Source organism: Schlesneria sphaerica, from assembly GCF_044336245.1.
In the GTDB taxonomy this organism is placed as follows: domain Bacteria; phylum Planctomycetota; class Planctomycetia; order Planctomycetales; family Planctomycetaceae; genus Schlesneria; species Schlesneria sphaerica.
In genome coordinates, this window is record NZ_CP172346.1 from 494,330 (window position 1) to 519,483 (window position 25,154).

The 25,154-nt window shown below is 54.2% G+C and carries 18 protein-coding genes; 11 read left to right on the forward strand and 7 right to left on the reverse strand.

Annotation, left to right across the window (positions count from 1 at the left end; genetic code table 11):
- Positions 1 to 17 precede the first annotated feature (17 nt).
- The 4 genes from ACGY09_RS01780 to ACGY09_RS01795 form a co-directional block, all read right to left on the reverse strand.
- A complete protein-coding gene (locus tag ACGY09_RS01780) occupies positions 18 to 1,241 on the reverse strand; it encodes an MFS transporter (protein ID WP_397570236.1) in 1,224 nt (407 codons plus the stop codon).
- Between the two features lie 53 nt (positions 1,242 to 1,294).
- The gene (locus tag ACGY09_RS01785) at positions 1,295 to 2,128 is read right to left on the reverse strand and encodes an ABC transporter permease (RefSeq protein ID WP_397570237.1); all 834 of its coding nucleotides are present in this window, start codon (positions 2,126 to 2,128) and stop codon (positions 1,295 to 1,297) included.
- Entirely contained in the window at positions 2,125 to 3,111 is a 987-nt protein-coding gene (locus ACGY09_RS01790; RefSeq protein ID WP_397570238.1) for an ATP-binding cassette domain-containing protein, read from the reverse strand. Before ACGY09_RS01790 ends, ACGY09_RS01785 begins: the two co-directional genes overlap by 4 nt.
- Positions 3,112 to 3,300: 189 nt before the next feature.
- Positions 3,301 to 5,385, reverse strand: a complete 2,085-nt coding sequence (locus ACGY09_RS01795) for a carboxy terminal-processing peptidase (RefSeq protein WP_373651799.1) — start codon at positions 5,383 to 5,385, stop codon at positions 3,301 to 3,303.
- A gap of 405 nt (positions 5,386 to 5,790) precedes the next feature.
- Here ACGY09_RS01795 and ACGY09_RS01800 point away from each other — a divergent pair, with 405 nt between their 5' ends.
- Entirely contained in the window at positions 5,791 to 6,186 is a 396-nt protein-coding gene (locus tag ACGY09_RS01800; RefSeq protein ID WP_373651798.1) for a hypothetical protein, read from the forward strand.
- A gap of 759 nt (positions 6,187 to 6,945) precedes the next feature.
- Here the strand turns inward: ACGY09_RS01800 and ACGY09_RS01805 are convergent.
- The 3 genes from ACGY09_RS01805 to ACGY09_RS01815 form a co-directional block, all read right to left on the reverse strand.
- The gene (locus ACGY09_RS01805; protein WP_397570239.1) at positions 6,946 to 7,494 is read right to left on the reverse strand and encodes a hypothetical protein; all 549 of its coding nucleotides are present in this window, start codon (positions 7,492 to 7,494) and stop codon (positions 6,946 to 6,948) included.
- A gap of 117 nt (positions 7,495 to 7,611) precedes the next feature.
- Entirely contained in the window at positions 7,612 to 8,217 is a 606-nt protein-coding gene (locus ACGY09_RS01810) for a hypothetical protein (protein ID WP_397570240.1), read from the reverse strand.
- 118 nt (positions 8,218 to 8,335) lie between these two features.
- Complete coding sequence (locus ACGY09_RS01815; RefSeq protein ID WP_373651795.1) at positions 8,336 to 9,478, reverse strand: polysaccharide biosynthesis/export family protein; 1,143 nt, start codon at positions 9,476 to 9,478, stop codon at positions 8,336 to 8,338.
- A 1,444-nt stretch (positions 9,479 to 10,922) separates the two neighbouring features.
- Here ACGY09_RS01815 and ACGY09_RS01820 point away from each other — a divergent pair.
- The 10 genes from ACGY09_RS01820 (at position 10,923) to rfbA (ending at position 25,105) form a co-directional block, all read left to right on the forward strand.
- Complete coding sequence (locus ACGY09_RS01820) at positions 10,923 to 12,575, forward strand: exopolysaccharide biosynthesis polyprenyl glycosylphosphotransferase (RefSeq protein WP_397570241.1); 1,653 nt, start codon at positions 10,923 to 10,925, stop codon at positions 12,573 to 12,575.
- Between the two features lie 144 nt (positions 12,576 to 12,719).
- A complete protein-coding gene (gene gmd, locus ACGY09_RS01825) occupies positions 12,720 to 13,769 on the forward strand; it encodes a GDP-mannose 4,6-dehydratase (protein WP_397570242.1) in 1,050 nt (349 codons plus the stop codon).
- Positions 13,770 to 14,747: 978 nt separating this feature from the next.
- Positions 14,748 to 16,241 (forward strand): oligosaccharide flippase family protein, encoded by a 1,494-nt coding sequence (locus tag ACGY09_RS01830; protein WP_373651792.1) that lies wholly within the window; start codon positions 14,748 to 14,750, stop codon positions 16,239 to 16,241.
- A 551-nt stretch (positions 16,242 to 16,792) separates the two neighbouring features.
- Positions 16,793 to 18,163, forward strand: coding sequence for a hypothetical protein (locus ACGY09_RS01835; RefSeq protein ID WP_397570243.1), 1,371 nt, complete (start codon positions 16,793 to 16,795; stop codon positions 18,161 to 18,163).
- A gap of 153 nt (positions 18,164 to 18,316) precedes the next feature.
- Positions 18,317 to 19,240 carry a glycosyltransferase family 2 protein gene (locus ACGY09_RS01840; RefSeq protein WP_397570244.1) on the forward strand — a complete coding sequence of 308 codons (924 nt, stop codon included), beginning with the start codon at positions 18,317 to 18,319 and terminating at the stop codon, positions 19,238 to 19,240.
- Between the two features lie 512 nt (positions 19,241 to 19,752).
- Positions 19,753 to 20,475, forward strand: a complete 723-nt coding sequence (locus ACGY09_RS01845; protein ID WP_397570245.1) for a CatB-related O-acetyltransferase — start codon at positions 19,753 to 19,755, stop codon at positions 20,473 to 20,475.
- 86 nt (positions 20,476 to 20,561) lie between these two features.
- Complete coding sequence (locus ACGY09_RS01850; protein WP_397570246.1) at positions 20,562 to 21,416, forward strand: glycosyltransferase; 855 nt, start codon at positions 20,562 to 20,564, stop codon at positions 21,414 to 21,416.
- 181 nt (positions 21,417 to 21,597) lie between these two features.
- Positions 21,598 to 22,911 carry a nucleotide sugar dehydrogenase gene (locus ACGY09_RS01855; protein WP_397570247.1) on the forward strand — a complete coding sequence of 438 codons (1,314 nt, stop codon included), beginning with the start codon at positions 21,598 to 21,600 and terminating at the stop codon, positions 22,909 to 22,911.
- A complete protein-coding gene (locus ACGY09_RS01860) occupies positions 22,895 to 24,127 on the forward strand; it encodes a glycosyltransferase family 4 protein (protein ID WP_397570248.1) in 1,233 nt (410 codons plus the stop codon). The genes ACGY09_RS01855 and ACGY09_RS01860 overlap by 17 nt, the downstream gene beginning before the upstream one ends.
- 78 nt (positions 24,128 to 24,205) lie before the next feature.
- Entirely contained in the window at positions 24,206 to 25,105 is a 900-nt protein-coding gene (gene rfbA / locus ACGY09_RS01865) for a glucose-1-phosphate thymidylyltransferase RfbA (RefSeq protein WP_373651785.1), read from the forward strand.
- The last annotated feature ends 49 nt before the right edge of the window (positions 25,106 to 25,154 follow it).

Genomic DNA, 25,154 nt, shown 5'->3' on the forward strand with positions numbered 1-25,154 from the left:
TCAAGAAAACGAAAGCATCAGGTGGCATACGAGCGAGACTCTTCATCAGAATGGCGAATGGCCACCACGGAATACCCGATTGCCATCGTCAGCGCGACAGCCGCAGAAACGCCGTACATGACGGGAAAACCAAACTGGTCACTAATCCGCCCGAGTACGGGGGCGAACACCAGCGAACCGAAGTCCGTGAATCCGAGAATAATCGCGGTCCCCGCTCCGCGAAACTGTTTTGGGAATGTTCCCGAGCCCAACGAGACAACGGCGGGAAACAGCAAGGCGTGACCAAATCCACAAACAATTGAAGGGATGATCAACTGCCATGCGTCGGCCACGAATGCGAGCAGAAAGTGTCCCACCGTATGACCGATCAGCCCTCGCACCAGCATCCAGTGCCGCCCAATCGTCTGGCTCCAGTTCTGCACCAGCAGACGAAAGACGAACGCAGAGATCGCGTAGCCTGTAAAGAAAAACCCGATCCCGTCGATGTGCTGCGAAGTCGCGAATCGCGTCAGGAACGTTTGCGTCGCAGTGACCCCCAGTCCCATTGTCATCGCCGCTATGACGACTGTCCCCGGCCAGTAGCGAAACAGTAATCGGAAGGCCATCGGGGATGGATCCCTCACTTCCGACCGGTCGTTGTAAGTCAGCGCGATGACAATGATCAAATACGCGATCCCGATCAGTCCTGCGGCCCCAAACAGAATCAGAAACTGGAGACGGGGTTGCGTGACCAGATAAAGGATCCAGTCACCGACGTTCGATCCCAGGATCATCCCGACGAACCCGCTGCTTCCCAGATTCCCAATGACTTCCGTTCTGCGGTTGGGGGGCACGTGATTCTGGATGTGGGTCATGGAGCAGGCGAACATTCCCGTCAGACCGACAAAGAATGTGACGCGTGCAACATAAAGCAACCAGAAAGCGTATGTGGCTGCGATGAACAAGACACATCCCAGAATGAACAAGACGGAACAGACAGGCCAGACTCGTCGCGTCCCGTAATCATCAAGAACGTGCGAAACACTCAGGCGAACGATCACCGCGATCAGTGTCCCCAGCGCCACAATATCCCCAACAATCGTTTCCGATCCGCCGAGAAAGTGAACCAGTTCCGCGAATCGGAACGTCAGCGCGTTGGCCATGACGAGTGCAGAATTGGCGAGGTAGGCGAGCCAGAAGATCCGCCCGTAGACGGCTGACGCGGTTTCTTCACGAAGATCGGCCGACGATGGTATGGTCATTTAATCGCTGGTGGAACAAAGATTTCAATACGATAAGTGTCGGATTCGAAACACTATCCCCCAAACGCACTGTATCGCCGAACTCCCTTTGCCAGCGCAAGGCGATTGATCCCCCACAGTGCGATGATCCAGAGAATTCCATTACCCAATTCAAGCCAGAGCTGCTGGTGACTGTACTTTTCCAGCAGGATCGCTGCAGGGACAAATGCGAGGTATTTGAAGGGAAGCAGTTGGATCGCGTCGGAGTAGGGTGCCGGCAACCAGTCGAGCGGCAGCATGTGTCCCGATAACAGGTAGCTGAGCAGCATGTAAACAAATACGAGCGAACTCACTTCCAGAAACCAGAACGCGATCAACCCCATCAGACTCTCGATCAAAAATCCGACAGCAAAGGCAATCAGCAGCGACACGATCCATCCTAGAAGCATGGGGGCATCCGGCCAGCCGTGCAGGTAGTCGCGACAGAGCCAGAAGACAAACGCAAATGGCAAAAATGCCACCGCGTAATAAACCAGCTTATGCGCGACACGATGCCAGAACAGATATTCAAGCAGGTCAATCGGCTGGATCAGGAACTTCTTGATCGAGCCTTCGCGGATGTCACGGGCGAGCCCCGTCGTCAATCCTGGCATCGACGAAAATGCCCGTCCTACCATGACCAGCAGCGAATAAGCGACCATGTCTCCGTACGTGTAGCCATTAATGATCCGTGGATCCTTCGGGCCCGATGCCTGATAGATGGCCCCCCAGAGGAAGACTTGTGTGACAATTGGCAGGAACCGCACGAGTGTCGCGAAAGCGAAGTCGCCCCGATAAACAAGACGCTCTTCAATCGAGGTCCTGAGGATGCACCACTTGACACGCAGAGATGATGACAGAGTCCTCATGCGGGTCTCGTCTTCTGAGTAAACAGTTCGGCAATCGCGTCCTCGAGCGGTCGCTCCTGCACTCCCACGTCCTCAATTGCATATCGATCCAGTAAAGCCGCCAAGACCTTGGGAATCTCCTGACGCGGGACTTCCAGCTTGACCCGCGGCGGTACTCGCTCCAACACCTTGCCGAATCGCTCGATGTCTTCGGGAATCTCACTGCCGGCAAACTGCAGATGAATCTGTTTGACACTGCTGAACCGGTCCACAATGTCAGCCAGAGGCCCGTCGTGTTTGATCTCGCCTTCATTGATGATGATGGCTCGACGGCAAAGTGCTTCAACGTCTTTCATGTAGTGACTGGTGAGCAAGACCGTCATCTGCTGTTCCGCCTGGTAATGCCTGAGGAACCCCTGAACCTTTCGTTGCGAAACGACATCCAGACCGATCGTCGGTTCATCAAGCAAGAGTACCTCGGGCGAGTGCAGCAACGACGCGATCAATTCCATCCGCATCCGCTCGCCCAGCGAGAGTTCGCGCACCGGTTGTTTGACAAGCTTCCGGACTTCTAGCAAATCGGTCAGTTCATCCAGACGCCGCTGAAATTCGTCGTGCGGAATGTCGTAGATCTCGCGATGCAGGATGAACGATTCCTGGGCGGGAAGATCCCACCACAACTGATTCTTCTGTCCCATCACCAGCGAGAATCGCTTGCGGTACGCGTTGCTCCGTTGCCAGGGGACGTAACCGAGAACGGTCGCGGTTCCCGATGTGGGATAGATTAGGCCCGAGAGGAGCTTCAGAGTCGTTGTTTTCCCGGCTCCGTTCGGCCCCAGAAACGCCACCATTTCGCCACGTTCGATGCGAAAACCGACATCTTTGACAGCACGAACGACCTCATAGTCGCGGTGAAATAAACCCGTGACAGAAGCCATCCAGCCCGCATTCTTGCGGTAGATTCGATATTGTTTGGCGAGTTGGCTGACTTCAATGATGGCCATGAGCAAACCGCGGCCATGCCGCAGTCAGGTTGAATGGAAGGTGGGTATTCAAAGCAGGTGCTTCAGGCAGCAGGGATGGTACTCTGATGAATGACTCTTTGCCAGTTATAAAAGCACAACTTGCCGTATTGCAGCCTGGCAATACGGCAAGTTGGGAATCATCAAAACTGAGCGGAAGCCACTTCAGCTTTACTTCGTAACGTCGACTTTTCCACGGCTGGTTGCGGCGGTCTTCTGCGACTTCAGCGTTGACGTGTAGTCTTCGGTGATTCGGAGAAGTTCGTCGTTGTACTCCGTCTTGGCGAAGACAGGAGCCGTGTCAGCCTTCGTTTCGTGTTCTTCCTCTTCCTTCTCGACTTCACGGGCCGCTTTGTCTTCTTCGCGTTCTGCACGAAGGGTGACTTCGTTCAGAGAAACTGACTTTCGGTTCTTCCGTGCGAGGTATCGTTCGATATCCTTCTGGACCTGCTGGAACTTGGCGTCACTGGCAACACGGCGCTGGCTGTTCTCACGCAGCGACATCACAATCTGAGGCGTCACATAAGGAAGCATCGCATGACGAATGGGTTCGACATGATCGAATTCCAGTGCATTGTCCAGGAACGATTCTCCCAGATCCATGTTGTCGATCAGTGACGGCAGCACGACGTCGGATTCAACGCCACGATTCTGAGTGCTGTCACCGTTGACGCGATAGAATTGATTGATTGTCAGCTTCAAAGCCCCACGATCTTTGCCACCTGCCAGAGCGCGGAACATTGCACTGCTGACGGGCATCACATTCTGCACGGTTCCCTTGCCGTGGGTGGTCGTGTCCCCGACCACGATTCCTCGTCCGTAGTCCTTAATGGCGGCAGCGAAGATCTCGGAGGCGGAAGCAGAGAGTCGATTGCAGACGACGACCAGAGGGCCGGAATAAGCAACCCCGGTGTCTTCATCATCATGACTCTTGATTCGTCCGTTCGTGTCTTTCACCTGCACGACAGGTCCGTGATCGATGAATAAGCCGGTGACTTCGATGGCTTCGCTCAGTGCACCGCCACCGTTCATCCGCAGATCGACAACAACAGCATCCACACCACCCTGGCTGCGGAAATCGTCAAGCACTTTCTCAACGTCGCGAGCGGTACTCTTGAAGTCATCCTTACCCTGCTGAGCACCGCTGAAGTCGCGGTAGAACGACGGGATGTTAATGACACCGATCTTCATCTTCTGACCGCTGCTGAGTCGCTCACCCGTCTGAATAATCTCGCCTTTGACTTCCGATGCCTTCAATTCGATTGTCTGACGGACGAGCTCAATCGTTTCCGTTGGCCCGGCGTCTCGCAGAACCTTGAGTCGCACCTTCGTACCACGCTCACCACGGATCAGTCGGACGACGCGATTGAGCTTCATCTCGACAACGTCCTGGAAGTCACCATCTTCCTGGCCGACACCGATGATCTTGTCGCCGACTTTCAGACGGCCATCTTTTTCAGCAGCACCGCCGGGAACGATCGACGCAACGGTGGTCATCCCATCTTCCGAACGAAGAGCCGCCCCGATCCCCTGCAGGCTGAGCCGCATCATGATCTGAAAATCTTCGACGGTTTGAGGTGACATGTAACTTGAGTGAGGGTCGAAGCAATGAGCGACGGACGAGAGGAACATTTCCAGAACTTCAGCGTCCTCGGTGTCGTGAGCGTTTCGCTTCAACGTGTCGTATCGCTTGTGAAGGCGCTTACGAGCTTCTTCGGGAGTGACTTTGTCTAACTGCATCGAGAGCAGTTCATACTTCACTCGCTTGCGCCATCGTTCGTTGAGTTCCTTCGTGTCCGCAGCCCAGTTCAACAGTTCGCCGTCAATAATCATCGACTCATCAATCGTGAAGTCGTGCGAGGCGTTGATCATCGAGTGAGCCACTTCGACCCTCTCGTCCAGCCGCTGCAGATAGAGCTTGAAAACTTCATGAGCGAAGTTGATCTGCCCCACCTTCAGCAGATCGTCAAGCTGGTCGCGGTAACGGGAGAAATTGTCGATATCGGCTTGCAGGAAGTAGAGCTTCTGGCCATCCAGTTCTTTGACGAATCTTTTGAGCACCATCTCAGAAATCTTGTCATCAAGCCCTTTCTGTGAAATGTGATGCTTGGAAATCATTTCTGAGACGAGCTTGACTGTTGCCTGCTCTTGACCCTGAGCTCCGCCGAACTGCTGAGCGAATATGGTCGTAGCAACGAGCAAGACGGCGCCGACCGTGATGATTCCGACGGTACGCGAAGGGACGTAGTGCTTCATAAGAGATGTCCGCTTGGTCGAGGATTTTCGAAACCGTTGAACGTGTTGGACGCGGCTGGAGCATTCCGTTCTCGCAGCGTAGCTGGCCCGCACCCATCCATTCGAATCCTAGCCGAACCTCAAAATCGCGACAAGAGGCATCCTTCAGCGCGGATAAGTCAGAAGTGCATTGAGGGTCGCGTGATCCGTTCGAAGGCGTACGACTTGCCCCCGGGGCCTTCGTTTGAACAGAATAAGAAATTCCATGCCCCGCGAGCGGAAACGTGGATAATTGGAATCCGTCCGGTTTTGAGGTAAAAGTTCTACACACCAACTCTCAATTCGTTCCTGATTGTGCCACCCCCGTTCCGGATTCAGCCGTGGTACGATTCCCTATCATCCGAAGCGCCCAGGAGTCAAAAGTCCATGGATAAAGCAGCAGGCGTGATGACGGTTTCAGAGCTCGAAGCAATGTTGGAAAATCGCAAAGTCAGGGCAATCGAATTAGCGAAGCGTCGAAACGAACTTCAGAAACAACTCGATGAAATCGATCGCGAACTGGTCAAAGTCATGGGTACCGGTCGGACCGTCCATCGCAGGCGTCTGCGGAATGGCAAATCGCTTCGCTCACATGTGCTGACCATTCTCCGGAAATGCAAGAAGGGCTACTCGATGGCCCAACTGAGCGACCGGATCCTCTCATCCGGTTATAAGTCGTCGAGCAGCAACTTTAGAAATGTTCTCTATCAGTGCCTCTATAACACAGAAGGGGTGACGTACGACTCCACAACAGGCTGCTATCGGCTTGCGCCCCGGCCCTGACCCGCGGAACGAAACCGCACGCCAGACCCCGATTTGAATCACCTGCGACTGCGGCAGGAGATTCCCCCGGCCACCACCCGGCGTCCCGTTTTCCAATCACCGGATCTGGCAGCCAGAATGCAAAATGGCTTCGTCGACATAGCTCGAAAAGAGCCATGTCGACGAAGCCACCGAGAACGAGCCTTCTACCGATCATCCAATGAGGGTTTTGTCCGAGTGTTTTCAGAACTGCAGACTACCGATCACCTCTTGCCAGTTCTCCCCCCCCAACGGCTCTGGCCGGGGATATCCATGGAAACTCAAGACTTTTGGCGACGGCTTCCCGCCCCGCGCGCCTGGCCTGACATTGACATCCCACACCAAGCAGCGGCGTCATTTTTTTAAGACGTGAGTTCCAGGCTCGCACAGATCAATCACCCTGCTTCTCTCCTCGCGAGGGTGACGAAAAATTCAGAGGAGACTGAGAAAAACGGGGCGCGGAAATGAGACATCTGGTTACCTGAGAATCTCTCTACCCATCCCCATACCTTCGTGTGGCCATTCTCCGGACAAACTCTGGAGTCGCACGGGCAGGTTGAGCAAGCCGCGCCGCGGTTTAGAATGCGACGTTACCCGATTCACCCTTTTCAGCCAGCCCCCCCAGAACGGATGTAACTCGCCTTCCCCCTTAACGGCTTGATCACTGTTCATTCACGAGAAGGGAGAGACAGAACGGCCGCGATTCATGCTGAACCACGATGCGACCGTTTCTCATTCCCATTACCGAAAGTCATCGTCATCGGATGCCTTGGGAGCTTCAGTCGGATCGGCCGACTCAGGCTCGTCAGGCGCTTCGAGCAGCGGGCTCGGCAATCGATCGGTCTCGGATGCTCCAGGTGCAGGAGGAATGGTCGGGGTGGGGGGCAGCGAATTGGAGTATGTCGGATTGTCGAGGTGGGGGACTTCCCGGTTGGAGGGGAACGTTTCACAAGTCACACACCGCCGGACCGTTGGCACCTGTCGCCAGCAAGGCTGGAAGTATCCGTAACTTGGACTGCTGATGGGGGGATTAATCGGCAGTCGCCATTGAACATTACGAGTCATGTTGCCGAACCCGTAACCGTACCGGGACATCCCGTTTGACTTGTAGTAGAGGCTGTGCCACCAGGGAATATTGATCGAGGGTTGCGTCGTCGCAACCGACGGATGGAAGCTTTCTTGTGCAATCCCGCGTCCGGTCGGTGCGAGACTGATCAGAACTGCGAACATCATCCACTTGGCCCAGCCAGCAAACCTGCTGCTACTCTGATCCTGAAAATATGTGACCACAGGAGGAATCCTTTCCTGAAATTCAATTCGAAAACCGAGCGAGTTAATCCAGTTTCCGTTCTATTCGTTCTCTTCAACCAGGCGAATCAGACGGCAGTGACCCTCGTTTGACTCAGATCACCGAAAGCCACCCATGAAGGGGGAACCACCACCGAAGACGTTATTTCCACCATAAACCCCGCCACCGAAGATACCGGGCCCATAGCCACCCCCGTACCCTCCGCCGTAGGCAGCACTGCCGCCACCACCGAAGCCGACTGTTCCCATCCCACCGAACCCGGCCCGACCGGTACCAGCGTTACCCTTGCTCGCACCATTCGACCCGCGACCGCCCTGGTTTCCAAAGTAACCGGCCAGATCACCAAACCCTGCCCCGTGCCCGGTTGGTCCCATTCGCCCCGTCGTGATCGGAGCTGAAAATTCCGGAGGCTGAGTCGACGATCTTTGCGTTTGCTGGAAGTTGGATTCCACAGAATCCAGTTCCCGGCGGAAGTCCCTGGCACGCGATTGAGCCTGCTGCCGTGGTCTGACAATATTGAAGAGATTCGCTGCTCCCCCGCTGTCCACAATACTTAAGTAGGGACTGACAGTAGGCCTGTTCCGGAATTCAGAACCAAACCGGTTCTTCGGTTGCTGTGCCGAGGCAATGGAGACTTCGATCAAACTCATTGTGATGCAGAGCACACAAAATTTCGCCAATCGAAGCGGAGTTGTTGTTCGCATGACTTACCCTCTCTGTCCGAACGTGAATCAGAACGCCCCGGTAAATTCTATCGATCAGATTTACCGTGTGGGAAAGATCTATCCTGTTATCAGAATCAACACCGCAAGGAGGGATTCGTCAGAAATTCCCGCCGCCCCCGCCTGCACCAATCGACTTGATCGGGTAGACACCCTTGGAGTTTCGGACAACGTTGAACCCGAGGATCGACACGCCCAGGAGTCGTTCAACAGGAGCGACGATTTTCTCGATCTTGTTGTTGAGGGCAACCAGATGGTCGGCCTGAATATAGATTCGGTCACCCGGCATCAATTGATAGTTCGTCGCAGTCTGCCCCAACGCTGTGATGTCTTCCCACTCGACTTCCAGGATCTGTGCGGCACAGGAATCCGATGGTGAAGGACGAGCAATCCAGATTTTCTTGGACGAGACTTCGGCCAGACCATTAATCTGTGCAATGGCGTCAAGGACCGTCTCATTTCCGGTGTACTGGAAACGTGCGACCTGCTCACCGAACCCGCCACCGTCACTGATGATGTAGTAGGTCTTACTATTATACGTTGAGACGTCAACTGCCACTTTGGGATCCTGAATCCCGTTTTCTGCCAACTGTTGTGTCACGGCGGCGCGAACTTCGGGAAGGGTCATTCCGGCCACGTAGACTTCCCCATAGATCCCGAGGGATACACGTCCGTCAGGACGTACAAGGTGTTCCCCGGAAACAGGTTGTGGAGCCTCGAGGTCCACCAGTTCCACCGACAACTCCGGGGATTTGACCCCCACGTTGGTAATCAGGTGTCTGGTGATCGCGACTTCGGCCTCCGCTGCTGTCATCTGGGCCACGTGGACTTTTCCGTAAACCGGCCCGAAGTCCAAAGCCCCGCTACTCTCAACGCGGTAGTTACCTGCGAGAACTTTGAACCCCAGCTCGATCTGAAGTTCGGCGTCTCGCTGTGATTGACTGATGGAGTCGTCTTCAGGCAGATCCAGGGGAAGCCCGTTCTTCAGTCGAACCTGAAGGCGATCCCCGGGAATCAGTCTCGCGTCCGGTGAACGAAGGGTATGCATTGCCTGAATAAGCAGGATGTCTGGCGGCTCGACGACGTAGTCGGGTAGATTGACCTTGTCGAGTTCCCGCGGAACGCTGGCCCCCTGCAGTTGCAAGAGACGCTGTTGCGGTGGCGTTACACATCCGGCCGCGACAACCTGGCTGAGCAGCATTGCCAAAACGATCGGTGATCGTCCGTGACGTCCAAAATTCATGGACTTTCCCTCCTGATATGATTGGGCCGCCGGGCACAGTGCCTTCGACACCATTGCGTTCAAACGAAACTCAACAAGTGACACAATCGGCGAATTCATCACGGTCTATCGTTCCGAAAGAATCCCCCTCAGCAGAGTTTTGAGACTATCCAAAAGACTCACCCCAGTCCCCCTATTCTTCCAGACGACACCACACGGGTCCGATCTGAACAAAATGTAAGTAACAGCAAACCACCCAAAGTGTGGTGCGGAAGGAGCGGATCAGCTTCGGCAAGACCGTGCCAGGAAGCGACTCAACGAGAAGGGCGAGGTCGCATATCTTCTTTAAATGACCGAATCAGCAGCCCCGATTTATGCTTCCCACCCTAGCTCTTCGCGCAACTTTAAGTTGCGTTGAAAACAGGCGCTCGCTGCGCAGTTTTTCTTCATTTTCGCAAGAAGAATGATCGGATCTGGCCCCATAAAGCCCCTAACGGATACTGGCATGCCATATGCTCACCTGATGTGGCAACGAGATTCAGCCCCACCAGGTCGAATTTTACAAAACCAGCTTGTCGGGCCGAATTGAACTTGACGAGCTGTATTTTGAATCACACCAACGTGGAAAATGGGACGCAACAGCAATTGATACCCGGCGACAGGGAGGTCTTAAGAGTGACTCGCATTATGCTCCGACTCTGCCGGCTGATTTTGCCAACATCGACGCTTCTCATTTTTCGCAAAACATTGCCAGAGAATCATTTGTCGGACTGGTCGAAAACCTGAAGCAGTCAGTTCACACATGTACTCATATTTATAACACCACCACTGAACATTCACGCGATCGGCACTTTTGACTGTACATACGTCGCCTCAATGTGATCGATCCAGGAGTAGGAAAAGTCTTTACCGGGAGTTTTTGGCCAATGAAATTTGAAATCTACGTTAAGCCGAAAGCCACCCAATTGTGCAGCCTTCTGGTCGTTGTTACATTGGTGACGCGAGAGAGTCCCGAAGGGCTTAATGAAAATTTCAGGTCAACGCTTCTCTGAAAGGCATTGCCTTAATTTTGCGCAATGCGAAAGTGAAAAAGAGAGGATCCACCGCTAGTTCTCGACGTGCGGTCTATACGATGCGGTGCAAGCCGCGCGATAATGACAACAAAAGTTGTGGAAGAACCTCGGGAATGCGTAACAATTTGGGAATTCGAGATTCCGGTCATTTTTTATGGTCGAATTATGAAAAAGTGGTTCTCCCAACCAACACTGCGGTTTCATTCAAGACAAGCAGTGGATGCAGATTACGTTTTCATGCGTATTGAATGACTTTGCCGATTCGGTAGCGTATGACGATTTCGATTAAACAAAACCTGCCCCCAAGCTCATTACGAGCTGCCTAAATAAGAGATTCGGACAAGCCAGGAAAACGAGGACGAGTTTTCGGGCTTCCAACGAAGTTCTTACCCATGGATACTGCGATGCAAATGGTCAATCCTGTTCCGGTATTTTCCGATCCACCGCATGCTCCCGAAGTATTTGCAAAGGAAGGTAGCCTTCGCCCCTACGTCCGGCTCCCTCGGGTCTATCGGACGCACGCTGAGTCTCTGGTGACATCCTGCCGGGTCAGCCCGGCGGCTGCCCAAGCCTCTCGCATGCTGGCCAGTCGTTCACTCGTACAGTGCTTCTTGACGTCGATCCCCCTGATTGTGGCTGACTTTCTGACGCTCTGGGTATTGCTCTACGGGACAACAACTCTGGTTGAGAGAGTTTTCGGCCAGCCCGCTTCGATGGTGACCAGCGAAACGGCGCTGCTCGCATCACTTCTCCTCTTCCCAATCGCTCAGCTTGCAGGCTTGTACCCTGCGATGGGCATTAGTAGTGCCGTCGAATTCCGCCAACTCGTCCGCTCCGCCGCAACCGCACTCTTTATTTTCGCGGGCTTTGGAATTCTGCAGCGTCCTGGTGCGTTCCCTTACTTGATCATTTCGACAGTCCTGACGTTGCTGCTTGTGATCCCGCTGCTGCCAACATCACGATTCGTCGCCCGAGCACTTGCCCGTCGCTGTAACTGGTGGGGTGCTCCCGCTCTAGTCTATGCAGATTCTGCATCCGTCGGAGAAGAAATGTTTCACCGCCTCCGTACGACGGAAGACCGCGGCCTTCGCCCGGTGGCGGTCCTTCTGGATTCCGCGAAGTATTGGGAAGCTGAAAGCGAACTTGGCTCGAAAGGTGTTCCATTCCTGCCAGTGCACGACATTCTTGAATGTGCCCAAAAATCGAAAGCAACATGGATTCTGGTTGCAAAGCGGAATGTTGCCACTGCAGATCAGCCCTGGAATGAAGACAACGAAGTCGATGCGTTCCTGCATGCGATTCCCAACCGGGTTCTCCTCTCTTCCCTGGGGGGATTCGACTGCGGAATGTGGGACCGGACGCATACGATTGGCGCTTCCTGCGGGCTGCTTCTCTCCAGTTCACGTCACTGTGCTTCCACGCTGTTCCTGAAGCGTCTGGTTGATATTTTCGTGGCAGGCACTGTCTGCCTCATCTTCTCGCCACTTCTTCTCTTTATCGCTCTGTCAATTCGTTTGAGCTCGCCGGGCCCGATCTTCTACGGTCAGAAGCGCGTTGGTCGTGGAGGACTGAACTTCAAGGCCTGGAAATTCCGGACAATGGTGCCAAACGCCGATCAGGTGCTGCAGCAGTGCCTGCAGAGCAACCCCGAGTTTCGTCGTGAGTGGGAAGAAACTCACAAATTGAAAAATGATCCGCGAGTGACATGGATCGGACGTTTCCTGCGAACGACCAGTCTCGACGAGTTGCCACAGCTATGGAACATTCTCTGCGGAGAAATGAGTGTTGTCGGCCCACGTCCGATCGTGGATTCTCCTGAATACGATGCCTCGTACATTACCGATTATCCTCGCGAGTTCGCCGTGTACTGCTCAGTGCGACCGGGGCTGACCGGGATGTGGCAAGTCACTTGCCGTAACAGCGGCGTCTATGAAATGCGAATCTACTGGGATATGTACTACATTCGAAACTGGTCACTGTGGCTTGACCTGTACATCATCCTGCGAACGATTCGAACGGTTTTGCTCCGAGAAGGTTCGGCCTGAGCCTGTGGACCCGGAGGTGTGGGAAGTGTTATCTTCCCAACTTGGGTTCGATCAAGGTTGTAATGGAGTGTCTCACCGACCGGAGTTTTGGTGCTCCGGTCGCCGATTCGTCGAGGTGATACACGGAAAATTCCTGGAGTAAAATTGTCTACTATCGCGAAACGTGCATTTGTCACGGGGATCACAGGACAGGACGGCTCATATCTCGCTGAACTTCTGCTGGGCAAAGGTTACGAAGTTCATGGTTTGATCCGACGAGCCAGTTCGCCCAATACCGCACGTATCGACCATCTGCAGTCGGATCCCCATGACGCCCGAAGCCGCCTGTTCCTGCATTATGGCGATTTGACTGACGGCAGCGGTCTTGCGAAGCTGATTCAGGCAATCCAGCCGAGCGAAGTTTACAACCTGGCTGCCCAAAGCCATGTGAAAGTCAGCTTCGATCAGCCCATCTATACCTCTGACATCACGGGACTGGGAACTGCCCGGATGCTGCAGGCGGTCCGGGAAACGCAGGAACACTCAGGACAGCCGATCCGTTTCTATCAGGCGTCCAGTTCGGAAATGTTCGGGAAGGTCGTGGAATCCCCGCAAACGGAATCAACCCCCTTCTATCCTCGCTCCCCTTACGCAGTGGCAAAGGTCTACGCCCACTGTATAACAGTGAACTATCGTGAGAGCTACAATCTTCACGCGTCGTGTGGAATCCTGTTCAACCACGAATCACCTCGACGAGGTGACACGTTCGTAACGCGGAAAATTTCGCGGGCTGTCGGACGAATCAAGGTGGGCCTGCAAGACAAACTGTATCTGGGGAATCTCGATTCGAAACGGGACTGGGGGTTCGCCGGTGATTATGTCGAGGCGATGTGGCTGATGCTCCAGCAAGAACGCCCCGACGACTACGTGGTTGCCACGGGCGTCACGCACTCAGTTCGTGAGTTCTGCGAGCGATGCTTTTCCCGCGTTAACCTGGACTACCGCGACTTTGTAGAAATTGATCCGCGCTATCTGCGACCTGCATCTGTGGACTATCTGCTTGGCGATGCCAGCAAGGTCCGAACTACCCTCGGATGGAAACCGCGAGTTTCTTTCGAAGGCCTGGCAGACATGATGGTGGATTCAGACCTGGAACTGGCTCAACAGGAGAAGTCCGCTCGGGATGCCGGGCATGAATACGTCGGACACTACTAGACCGAGGCATCTTCCGGATAGCCAGCATTGGTTGCCTGGTTCTTCAGTGTGCTCGCGGATCAACCTGCTGTTGAGACGGCAAAATCGTAACTGGCGTTTCGGTTTCTCAGTAAACTCTGCGATCAACGACAATTCCGTATCGCTCACGCCCTCAAATCATGACACAACGGTGCCTGTCATCGTCGCTGCCGTATCGAAGAATGAGATGACTCGAGACACATCATTTCGTGAAGTACACCTGACCTGGAATCGGAGTGTCTCCGCGCTGCACTCTGTCGCTGTGCGTAATTCAGGTTGCCGGCCAACATCCCGAATTGCGAGGCATTCACATCCAGCGCCTGATGCGAAGTCAGGTATTGAGCAGGCAATCCGTTGTGGCCATTGGCATGGCTTTCGCTCAAGCGAGATCAAAGAACCCGTTAAGTTGGATGCAAATATCACCCTACTCTCTTATGCTGGGTTTCAAGCTCCAAGTGGAAAGTTTCTGGGGAAGGATTGCCTCAAGAGACAGCATTCTGCAAGGGCACTGCAAAGCGGTCGTGCGAAGATGTTACCTGAATGGAAAAATCCTCGCCCCATCCGTCCGGCCGCAAAATATGACGGGTTCCTCATGATCGGTGTCACTTCAACACTACTTTCGTCGCTGACAATGCCTTCATCGGCTGTCGTGGCGTCGCGGTTGAAGGCTCCGGTTCGCCCAGAGAATCAACATCAAAATCATCGGAACATTTACACGACGGATTCCCCTGTGAAGTCAATCGGAAAAGGAACCAAACGCGAGCCTCGCTCGAAATCAAATTGCGCTGCACGGTGCCAAAGCTCATCACTGGCACGACGTGAGTTCCTCTGCCAGACGTCGGACCGGTTGTCCCCGACCTCGCGGATGACGATCGCACTTCGTGTCGTTGAGCGACGATTCGGGCTCATTCGAGCGGTTCAGGAGTCAGGCGTTTCTTATCTTGCAGGAGCTGCCGCGAGATGAGCTTAAAACAGCGCATGATTTCTGGCGGTATGCAGGTCGGGCTCAGCCAGCTCATCTCGATGGGGTTGTCATTCGGCCGAAACATCGTCATCGGTCGAATCCTCAGTATCGAGGACATGGGGATTGCATCAACGATCGCACTCGCATTGCAGGTCATCGAGTCAGCCAGTGACATCAATGTCAACCAGTTGATGATTCAGTCGAAAGACGGAGATGACCCCCAACTGCAGGCAAACGCTCATACCTACACTCTGCTGCGCGGGGTAATCACAGCCGCCGTCCTGCTACTTCTCGGAGGACCGCTGGCACGTCTGTTCGGCGTCCCTGACGCTGCCTGGGCCTTTCAATTGATGGCCTTGGCTCCGCTCATTCGAGGTGTCTGGCATCAGGATCTGTGGCGGTATCACCGCGCGATGAGGTTCGGCCCATTGGTTCGAGTCGAAATACTATCGCAGGTTTTGGCTCTTCTCGCTTCATGGCCGCTTGCGATCTGGCTGAACAACTATTCGGTCATGCTCTGGGTCATTCTGATTCAAGCATCCGTCGTCGCCATCCTCAGCCACATTGCCAACGAGCGTCCTTATCGACTGGGCCTCGATCGGACCAATGGAATCAGTATCCTGAAGTTCGGATGGCCACTGCTGATCAACGGTGTCCTGATGATGCTGTTGAACTATGGAGATCGGTTCGTCATTGCGGCATTTCCCACATATACGATGACCGATGTCGGTCTCTACATGATCGCGTCATCAGTGACGTTCATGCCAATCATGCTGCTGACAAAGCTTGGTACGACAATCATCCTGCCCGTTCTTGCCAGAGAGCAGGACGACGCCGAACGATTTAACAACCGGTTTCGCATGATTACGCGAATCGTTGGATTTGTGGCAATTGCCCAGACCGTGCTGCTCATCATTGCCGGGCCCGCGGCCGTCACGCTTTGCTTTGGCGAGAAGTATCTTCCTGTCGCCGCCTTTTTTGGATGGATGGCAGCAGGAACCGGAGTTCGCGTGCTCAAACTGGCTCCGACACTCGGAGCTCTCGCCTACGGCGACTCGCTCAATACACTGCTGACGACGGTCGCCCGCTGCACGGGTTTCGGCATCGCGATCGCCGCAGCCAGCATGGGAGCCGACCTGAGCTGGCTTGCGATTGCGGGCCTGTTGGGAGAGATCATCTCGCTGGTCGTCTCGATGCTTTCGCTCGCTTACCGTCGATCTGTTTTTGATCTGACGCTGGTGACATGGACAGTTCTCCTGCTGCTGGCGATTGCGATTTCAATGGGAATTTTCCAGATGATCGGCGGCGCCGAAGCAGGTTGGATGGTCGTCCCCGTGACGGTGGTCGCTGCGGGAGTCATGGCGTCGATTGCGGCCGTCACCTTTTTTGACCCGAACAGTCCGGTCGTCATTAAAGCACGTGAAAGGCTGACACCATTCTTTTCGCGGTTCCAGCGAAACCTTATTCACCAAGACGTTGAGAAGTCATGAACAGTGTCGATCGGTGCCGGGCCTTGAATCGGCTTCGGAACGATAAAAACCTTCGAAGCCGGCTGAAACCGGGAATCTCATCGCTCGACGTGCGATTCGTTCCAGCACCTATGCCACGTCGGAAAACGTTTGTTTTCCCTGTCACGAAGATGCCCTTCTCAGCCCCCCACATCCACTCACACTACTTCACGCGTTCCCGAGGGTCCCGGCCGTCACTCGCCAAACCCCAGTCGTTGCCAGGGTTACTCGGAATTCCCCGGGCTTCCGCTGAAGGAAGGCCAGGATGAGACATCCGCTGCAGAGACCCGGCCCCCCTACTCAAGCGATGCGTGAGGCTCGATCGAATCCGGAAAAGGATTTTTCTCGAGTCCCTGAGAAAGACTCCCGAGACGAGATTTCGCCCTGGGTCTGGCAGATAGCCCATCCAAACCGTATTTGTAGATTTGTAGAACTCGCAGATTCCAGCGAATTTGACGACGCAGACACCAATCGCTCGCTTCATCTCAAGGATGAGTCGGACGCATCTCCCATCAGACAGAGGACACGGTGCAATGAACCACGATCGATTTATCACAGGTAATCCCGAGTATGCGAACACCACAACGGTGCATCCGCTCGGCCTTACACTGTTGCTCGTGCTGGGATTTGCGATGCTGTGTGTGCCGCGCAGGTACACCATGGTCGTCCTGATCCTTTGTGCCTCGCTGATCGCGAGCGGTCAACGCCTGGTGATTTTTGGAATCGACTTTTCGTTCTTGCGACTGATGGTGATGTTCACCTGGACGCGAATTCTGCTGCGAGGTGAATACCGCAACTTCCGCTGGAATCGTCTTGACTACGTGGTCATCGCCTGGAACATGGCCGCATTCTCCCTTTTCATCATCTCCCATGGTTTTCACACCGTCATTTTCAAACTTGGTAACACCTTTGACTCGATGGGAACATACTTTCTCGTTCGTTGTCTGGTCCGAGACCTTGACGATATTCGCGCCATGATTCCCGGGGTTGCCATAACGGGTGCCGTGGTGATGTGCTTCTTTATTGTGGAATCCACCACGAAGAGAAATATGTTCGCCGTCTTTGGGGGGGTCCCCGAAATTACTGCGATTCGTGAAGGGAAACTGCGCTGTCAAGGTGCGTACGCGCACCCGATTCTGGCAGGTTGTTTCTATGCAGTACTCGTTCAATTATTTGTATCGCGTGCCCTATCGCCCGGATTCGGTCGGGTCTTCGCACTTCTGGGAATTGGTTCATCGCTGGTGATTATCGCTCTGTGTAACTCGAGTACGCCCATTGTGGGGGTGTTTTCGGGCATTCTCGCCTTTTGCTGCTTCCCGATACGGCGACACATGCGGCTAGTCAGGTGGGGGATTGTGCTGGCGCTCATTGCGCTCCAGGGAGTGATGCTCAAGCCCGTGTACACGCTGATTGGTCGTATTACTCTCAGCGATGGAAATACAGGACGGCACCGTGTTGCGATTCTCGACGCCGCCATTGAGTATTTCTCGGAGTGGGCACTCTGCGGAACGGCGCATATCGACCACTGGAACATTTACGCGAACGATATCACCAATAAGTACATTGCCGAGGGAATTTCGGGTGGAATCGTTCAACTGACGTTGTTCATCACAATGATTGTGTTCGCCTTTTCAAATGTGGGACGTCTCTGGCGAAAAGTGAACAATTCGAGTGCCGACGCTCTGATGGCATGGTCGATCGGTGTGGCGCTGCTGGTCCACATCGTCAACTTCATCGGTGTGACCTACTTTGGCCAGATCGAAACGCTTTGGACCTACACGCTGGCGATCTCAGCGGTTCAGCCTGCTGTAGCGAGCCTGAAAAAGCGAGGAGTGAACACCGCGTTGCCTCATACTCAGCAGATGGCAGCAGCCCGCCGATCGAAAGAAATGGCGTACATGTAAATCTGCAGCTGCGGATCTCCTGACAATTAATTGTTGTTCGTCATAGAAAAGTGTTTGTTTCGGGTCGATTCGTGTGGGGTGGTGTGGTGTGGCTGAAGAGTAGCCAACGGTTTCATTCTGCATAGAGTCTGGCTGGATTGGGAAATGCGTGCGATGGTTGATTTAAGTATCCTGATCGTCTGCTACAAGGCGAAAGACCTGATCGACGACTGTCTGAGCGGCGTCTACAAGTACACGTCCTCTGAATGTAAATACGAAGTGCTGCTCGTAGACTGCTCGAACGACGGTACGGTAGATCTCGTCAGAGAGAAGTACCCGCAGGTTCGGATCATCGAGAACTCGGAGAATCTCGGTTACGGCAAGGGCAATAACTTTCTCGCCGAACACGCCGTGGGAAATTACATCCTGCTGCTGAACCCTGACGTCATTGTCTCTGACGATGCGATCGGCGAACTGTACCGCACTGCGGTGGCGCACCCGGAAGCTGGTGCAGTGGGCGGGGTCACTCGACTGCGAGACGGTTCGTACGACCCCGGCTGCCGTCAGTACGTTCCCACCCTCTTCCGGCTGACGGCTGGCGCGCTCGGAGGAGGCCGATTCCTGAACGGGGCTTTACCGGAAGGAGCTACGGAAGTGGGAGAAGTCGATACCCTCACCGGAGCTTTTATGCTGGTCCGACGCGATGCGTGGAACCAGTTGCAGGGATTTGACACCAGTTTCTTCATGTATTCTGAAGAACTCGACCTGTGCCAGCGACTGAAGAAGCAGGGGTGGAGCGTCCTGATGACTCCCCGCGCCCAAATCATCCATCTGGTGGGCGGTGGTCAAAAACAAAGCCCCCGACGAATCCTGTTGATCGCACAGTCCCGTATGCACTTTTTCCGCAAGTACTGGAACCGCCCGCAGGTGGTACTCGGCGGCACACTGGTCTGGTTGCACGCCTTCATTCGCGTTGCAGGAGGAACCGTTGCCAGCACCCTTCTTCGCAGCAGTCGCGGAAAAGATTTGACGCAAGCTTACGGTCCCATCGTGTTTCAACCAGGCTCGTGGTGGGGAGGATACCAGCGTGAACATTGAGGGACAGGTCGTCAACTTGACGGCTCGCAGGTCAATTCCATCTGGTTTGTCCCCTGCACGGCACCGTGCGAAGCGGACTTGCCTGGAAGTGGGGATGGATTCATAAGGTGGCAAATATTGACATCGATTTGCATCGGCTAGGTGACCCGGTAAGAAAAGAAATCTCGTCCGTGAGACGTGCAGGTGCAACGAAGCAACCAGATGGTTGTGAAAGATCAAAGAGACAGCTGTCACGCGTGCACGTTAAGCGATGCCGTCCCATCGACGAGAGACGCCTTCAAAGGTGAAGTCTCAGTAAAACGAGCGACGGGACTGTGAAGAATTGTTTTCTGTGTTGCGGGACCAAACTAGACGAAGACCGGTTTAAGACAAACGAACGAGCGGTTCGTGACGATGTCCGAATGGTTAAAGGGATTCCGTTTAAGCTCCCGCTGCCTCCAATGAACCCGAGTTGCACCAAGCAACGCAAGTAGAATTTCCGCAAAGAGATCCGTAGGAAGGAAATTGACAAGATGTCAGGGACAGTAGAGACCAAGGCGGTTCAAATAGAAACGACGGATTCAGCGTCGTTTAGTTTTGATTCGCCGGAACTACAAAGATCCTTTTTTTCACCACTGTTTATTCTTGTCTATCGATTGCTGGGCTGCCCCCGCAGACTGCGGCTGGCAACGTTCCTGCTGAGCGTGATTATTCGGATTGAGAATCCGATGCGGTCGGCCACGGCCCGTCAGCTGATGTGGCAATATCACGGTGTTAAAATTGGTCCTCACTCCTACGGCAGTTGTTTCGATCCTGTTGCCTTCCGTAGCGGGGTCACCATCGGTCGCTACACGTCTGTTGCTGAGGGGGTCAAAACTTATCTGCAGAACCACCCCGTCGACACTCTGTCCACTCACCCTTATTTCTATGAGGGAGCGACCGAGAACGCTCAGCCAATCGACCTTCCCGGAGGAAGCCTGGATATTGGACACGATGTCTGGATCGGCAGCAGTGTGATCATCCTGCCGGGGTGCAAACGCATCGGAAATGGCGCCATTGTTGGGGCGGGAGCCATCCTGACCAAAGATGTTCCGGATTATTGCATTGTCGCAGGAAATCCGGCCAAACGAATCCGAGATCGCTTTCCCCCTGAGATCATCGCGAAGCTCCAGGCATCGCAGTGGTGGTTATTACCGATCAAGGAAGTTCAACGCAGGCTGCCCGAGCTGACGAAGTTGCTCCATCAAAACAGTTGAAGTTGCCGGTTCACTGATACGACCGCATCCGGTCGTGCTGCCGACACAGTCGAGTGCAAACTTTTAAGGAGTCCGAGAGAACCAAAATGGTTTCGATTATCATTCCGGCCTACAACGAAGAGGCCGTTATTGGACGAGCCCTGAGCTACTTGCTCGAAGGTGCCGATCGGACAGCGCTCGATGTGATTGTTTGCTGTAATGGCTGCGTGGATCGGACTGCAGAAATCGCAAGATCCTTTGGACCGCCCGTGCGCGTCGTCGAAACGCCGCGCGGATCGAAGACGCTGGCTTTGAACATGGGCGATGAAGCAGCCCGGTCGTTTCCCCGCATCTATCTGGATGCCGACATTCTTCTCAGTTACGACGCGGTCAAGAAGTTAACCGAGGCGCTCACGGACAATAAGCAGCTCGCCGCGGCACCACGAATGCGCGTCAATCTGACCGGGCGCCCATGGTTCATCCGGGCGTTTTACGACGTATGGCTCAGAACGCCCTACCACACGCGCGGCATGATCGGGTCCGGATTGTATGCATTATCCGAAGAGGGACGACGGCGCTTCGAAGTATTTCCCGAAATTATCGCAGATGACTCGTTCGTGCATGCCCATTTTACGCCAGATGAGCGTAAGACAGTCGAAAGTTGCGACTTCACGGTGACGCCTCCCGCAAGTTTTGCAGGCCTGATCAAAATTAAGACACGTGCAAAATTGGGGTCGTTGCAACTGGCCCAGCGGTTTCCCGACTTGATGCGCCAGTTTAATGAGTGGGAGAAAGCAGATACGGGGCGAGACGAATATCGCAACCTGTTGAAGCAGCCGCTCATGTGGCCCAAACTTGGCGTTTTCACTTTCGTGAAAATGATCGCGTTGATGCGTGCTTCCCGCCAGTTGAAGAAATTAAAGGGTTACCGTTGGGAACGCGACGATACGTCGCGAGCCTGAGTGAAATCGATCGTCGGCAATTCATAGTACTACAAATCGGTCATCGAGCTTCGGGTGATTCGAGACACGGCACAGAGCAATTTTCCAGGAAAGATGTCACGCGCAAACCAACTGTACAGTGGCGAAAGGGCAATCTCGCCGCTAACAAAGTGTGGCATTCAAATCAGATTCGGAGTTCTCGATGAAAATCAGCGTTTTTGGACTGGGTTATGTTGGAGCCGTTTCGGCTGGATGTCTCGCACAGGATGGACATGACGTGATCGGCGTCGATCCGCTGCAGGCCAAGGTCGACCTGATCAATAATGGACAGACTCCCGTTATTGAAGCTCAGATCGGCGAAATCATCGCCAAGGCAGTGAAGGATGGGAAACTCCGAGCAACGTCGGACGTCCATGAAGCAGTCAATAAGACGGCACTCTCGCTGATCTGCGTCGGTACCCCGAGCCAGATCAACGGTAGCCTGGATCTCAAATACGTTCGATCCGTCTGTGAACAGATCGGCAAGACGATTGGGAGCAAGGCTGAATACCATGTGATCGTTGTCCGAAGCACCATGCTGCCGGGAAGCATGACCAATGTCGTGATCCCGACCCTAGAGCAATCATCGGGTAAGAAAGCGGGGGTCGATTTTGGAGTCTGCATTAACCCGGAATTCCTCCGCGAAGGTACAGCGGTCTACGACCTGTACCATCCTCCCAAGACGGTCATCGGTGAAACGGATGCACGCTGCGGTGATATTCTCGCCAGCATCTATGCCTCCCTGGACGCTCCTCTGATCCGGACCGATGTCGCCACGGCCGAAATGGTCAAGTACTCCGACAACGTCTGGCACGCGTTGAAAGTTGGTTTTGCCAACGAAATTGGAAACATCTGTAAAGCGATCGGACTCGACGGTCACAAGGTGCTCGACATCTTCTGTAAAGATACGAAGCTCAACCTTTCTCCTTACTACATGAAGCCCGGATACGCATTCGGTGGATCCTGTCTGCCCAAGGACGTGCGTGCCTTGACGTATAAGGCTCGCAGCCTGGACCTGGATCTTCCGATCCTCAATTCGATCCTCCCGAGCAACCAGAATCAGATCGACATCGGTTACCAGATGGTAACGAAGCAGGGTCACCGCAAGGTCGGAATCCTCGGTCTCAGCTTCAAGGCAGGAACCGACGACCTTCGGGAAAGTCCGCTGGTCGAGCTGGTCGAACGGCTCATCGGCAAGGGATTTGACGTTAAGATCTATGATCGCAACGTTAACATCGCCAGCCTCGTCGGTGCGAACCGGGACTACATCCTCAATCACATCCCCCACATCAGTCGCTTGCTGGAAAGCGACATGGATAGTGTACTTGCACACGGACAGACCATCGTCGTCGGCAATGGCTCCGCTGAGTTCCGCGGAGTCCTCGACAAATTGAAGAGCGATCAAGTGCTGGTCGACCTGGTCCGAATCACAGATGCGACGAGCCAACAGGGTAAATACGATGGAATCTGCTGGTGAAGCAGCGCCTGCACTCAGTCAGGCAAAAAAGAAGCAACGTGTTTTGATCATTGTCGAAAACCTACCTTCACCGTTCGACAGACGCGTTTGGCAAGAGGCATCGGCGCTGACCGCGGCGGGATACACCGTCTCGATCATCTGCCCCACTGGCAAAGGCTACGAGAAGCGATATGAAATGATCGATGGCATCGCCATCTATCGACACCCATTGCCTCTCGAAGCGGACGGAGCTCTCGGTTACGCCGTTGAATATTCAACGGCTCTCTTCTGGGAGTTCTTTCTGGCCTGGAAGGTACTGTTCACCCGCGGCTTTGATGCAATTCACGCCTGTAATCCGCCGGACAACATCTTTCTGATCGGGATGTTTTTCAAACTGCTCGGAAAGCGATTCCTGTTCGACCACCATGACATCAATCCCGAATTGTACATGGCGAAATTCGGTCGCAAGGACTTCTTCTACAAAGTGATGCTCGCGTGGGAGCGCTGGACCTTCTGGGTCGCGGATGTCTCGATCGCTACGAACGAGTCTTACAAGAAGATCGCCGTCGAACGGGGACGAATGTCGCCCCAGCGTGTCTTCGTTGTTCGCAGTGGACCGATGCTGGATCGACTCAAAGTAGTTCCACCCGTTGAATCGCTCAAATGCGGTCGACGTTTTCTGGTGGGATACGTCGGAGTGATGGGGAAGCAGGAAGGAATCGATCTGCTGCTCAATTCGGTTCGCCACATTGTTTTCAACATGAACCGCAGCGATATTCATTTTGGTATCGTCGGAGGGGGCACTTCACTCGATGAGATGAAAGCCTATGCTGCGGAACTGGGGGTGGCGGACTACGTCACTTTCACCGGTCGCGTTCCGGATCAGCAGCTCCTTGAAATGCTGAATACAGCCGATGTGTGCGTTAATCCGGATGTCGCGAACGACATGAACGACAAGTCGACCATGAATAAAATCATGGAGTACATGGCCCTTGGAAAACCGATTGTTCAATTCGATCTGACGGAAGGGCGATTTTCCGCACAAGAAGCGTCCTTGTACGCGAAGCACAACGACCCCGTCGACATGGCGGAAAAGGTTGTTTCGCTGCTGGACAACCCGGAACAGCGCCAGAAGATGGGCGAGTACGGTCGACGACGCGTTCAGAACGAGTTGGAATGGAAATATGAAGTACCTAAACTTCTGGCAGCCTACGAGGCCTTGTTTCAGCGGCGCTAATTCACGCCGAATCTGATTAACGCCCCGGAACGATGATACGATGCGGTTGTGTCAGTAACACTTAAACAAGAGAAGCTCATGTCGCAGAACGTCGAGAACCGCCGCAAAGGAATTATTCTTGCCGGGGGCTCAGGCACGCGTTTGTATCCGGCAACGCAGGTCGTCAGTAAGCAGATTCTGCCAATCTACGATAAGCCGATGATTTTCTATCCGTTGTCGACGCTGATGCTCTCGGGGATCCGCGAGGTCCTGATTATCAGCACGCCACAGGACCTGCCCTTGTTTCAGCGACTGCTGGGCGATGGTTCGCAATGGGGAATGGAATTCTCCTATGCGGAGCAACCCAAACCGGAAGGACTGGCTCAGGCCTTCATTATCGGGGCTCCCTTCGTCGGCAAGTCCCCGTCCTGCCTGATCCTGGGAGACAACATCTTCTACGGTCATGACCTGGTACAATCCCTTCAGAGTGCCGACGCACAACGTGACGGGGCTACGGTTTTCGCCTACCACGTTAAAGACGCTCGCAGCTATGGGGTCGTGGAATTTGATGGCAAAGGACGGGCCATCTCTCTGGAAGAGAAGCCCGAAGTTCCGCGATCAAACTATGCGGTCACAGGACTTTATTTCTATGACAATGAAGTCATTCAGATCGCCAAATCCCTCAAGCCCTCCGCACGCGGCGAACTCGAAATCACCGATGTGAACAAGGTCTACCTCGAACGCCAGCAGTTAAAGGTCGAGATCTTCGGTCGCGGAAGCGCGTGGCTGGATACGGGAACTCACGATTCGCTGCTCGAAGCCTCCACGTTTGTGTCCGTGCTCGAGAACCGTCAGGGACTCAAGATCGCCTGTCCCGAGGAAATCGCGTGGCGATTGAAGTATATTGATTCAGAACAGGTCCTTCGCCTGGCCAAGCCACTCGCGAAGACGAACTATGGACGGTACCTGATTGATCTGGTCAGCGGAGATAAACGCTAATCCGATCGTTCGCTCACGGGAAACTTTCTGCGAAAGTGATCGCAGAGAC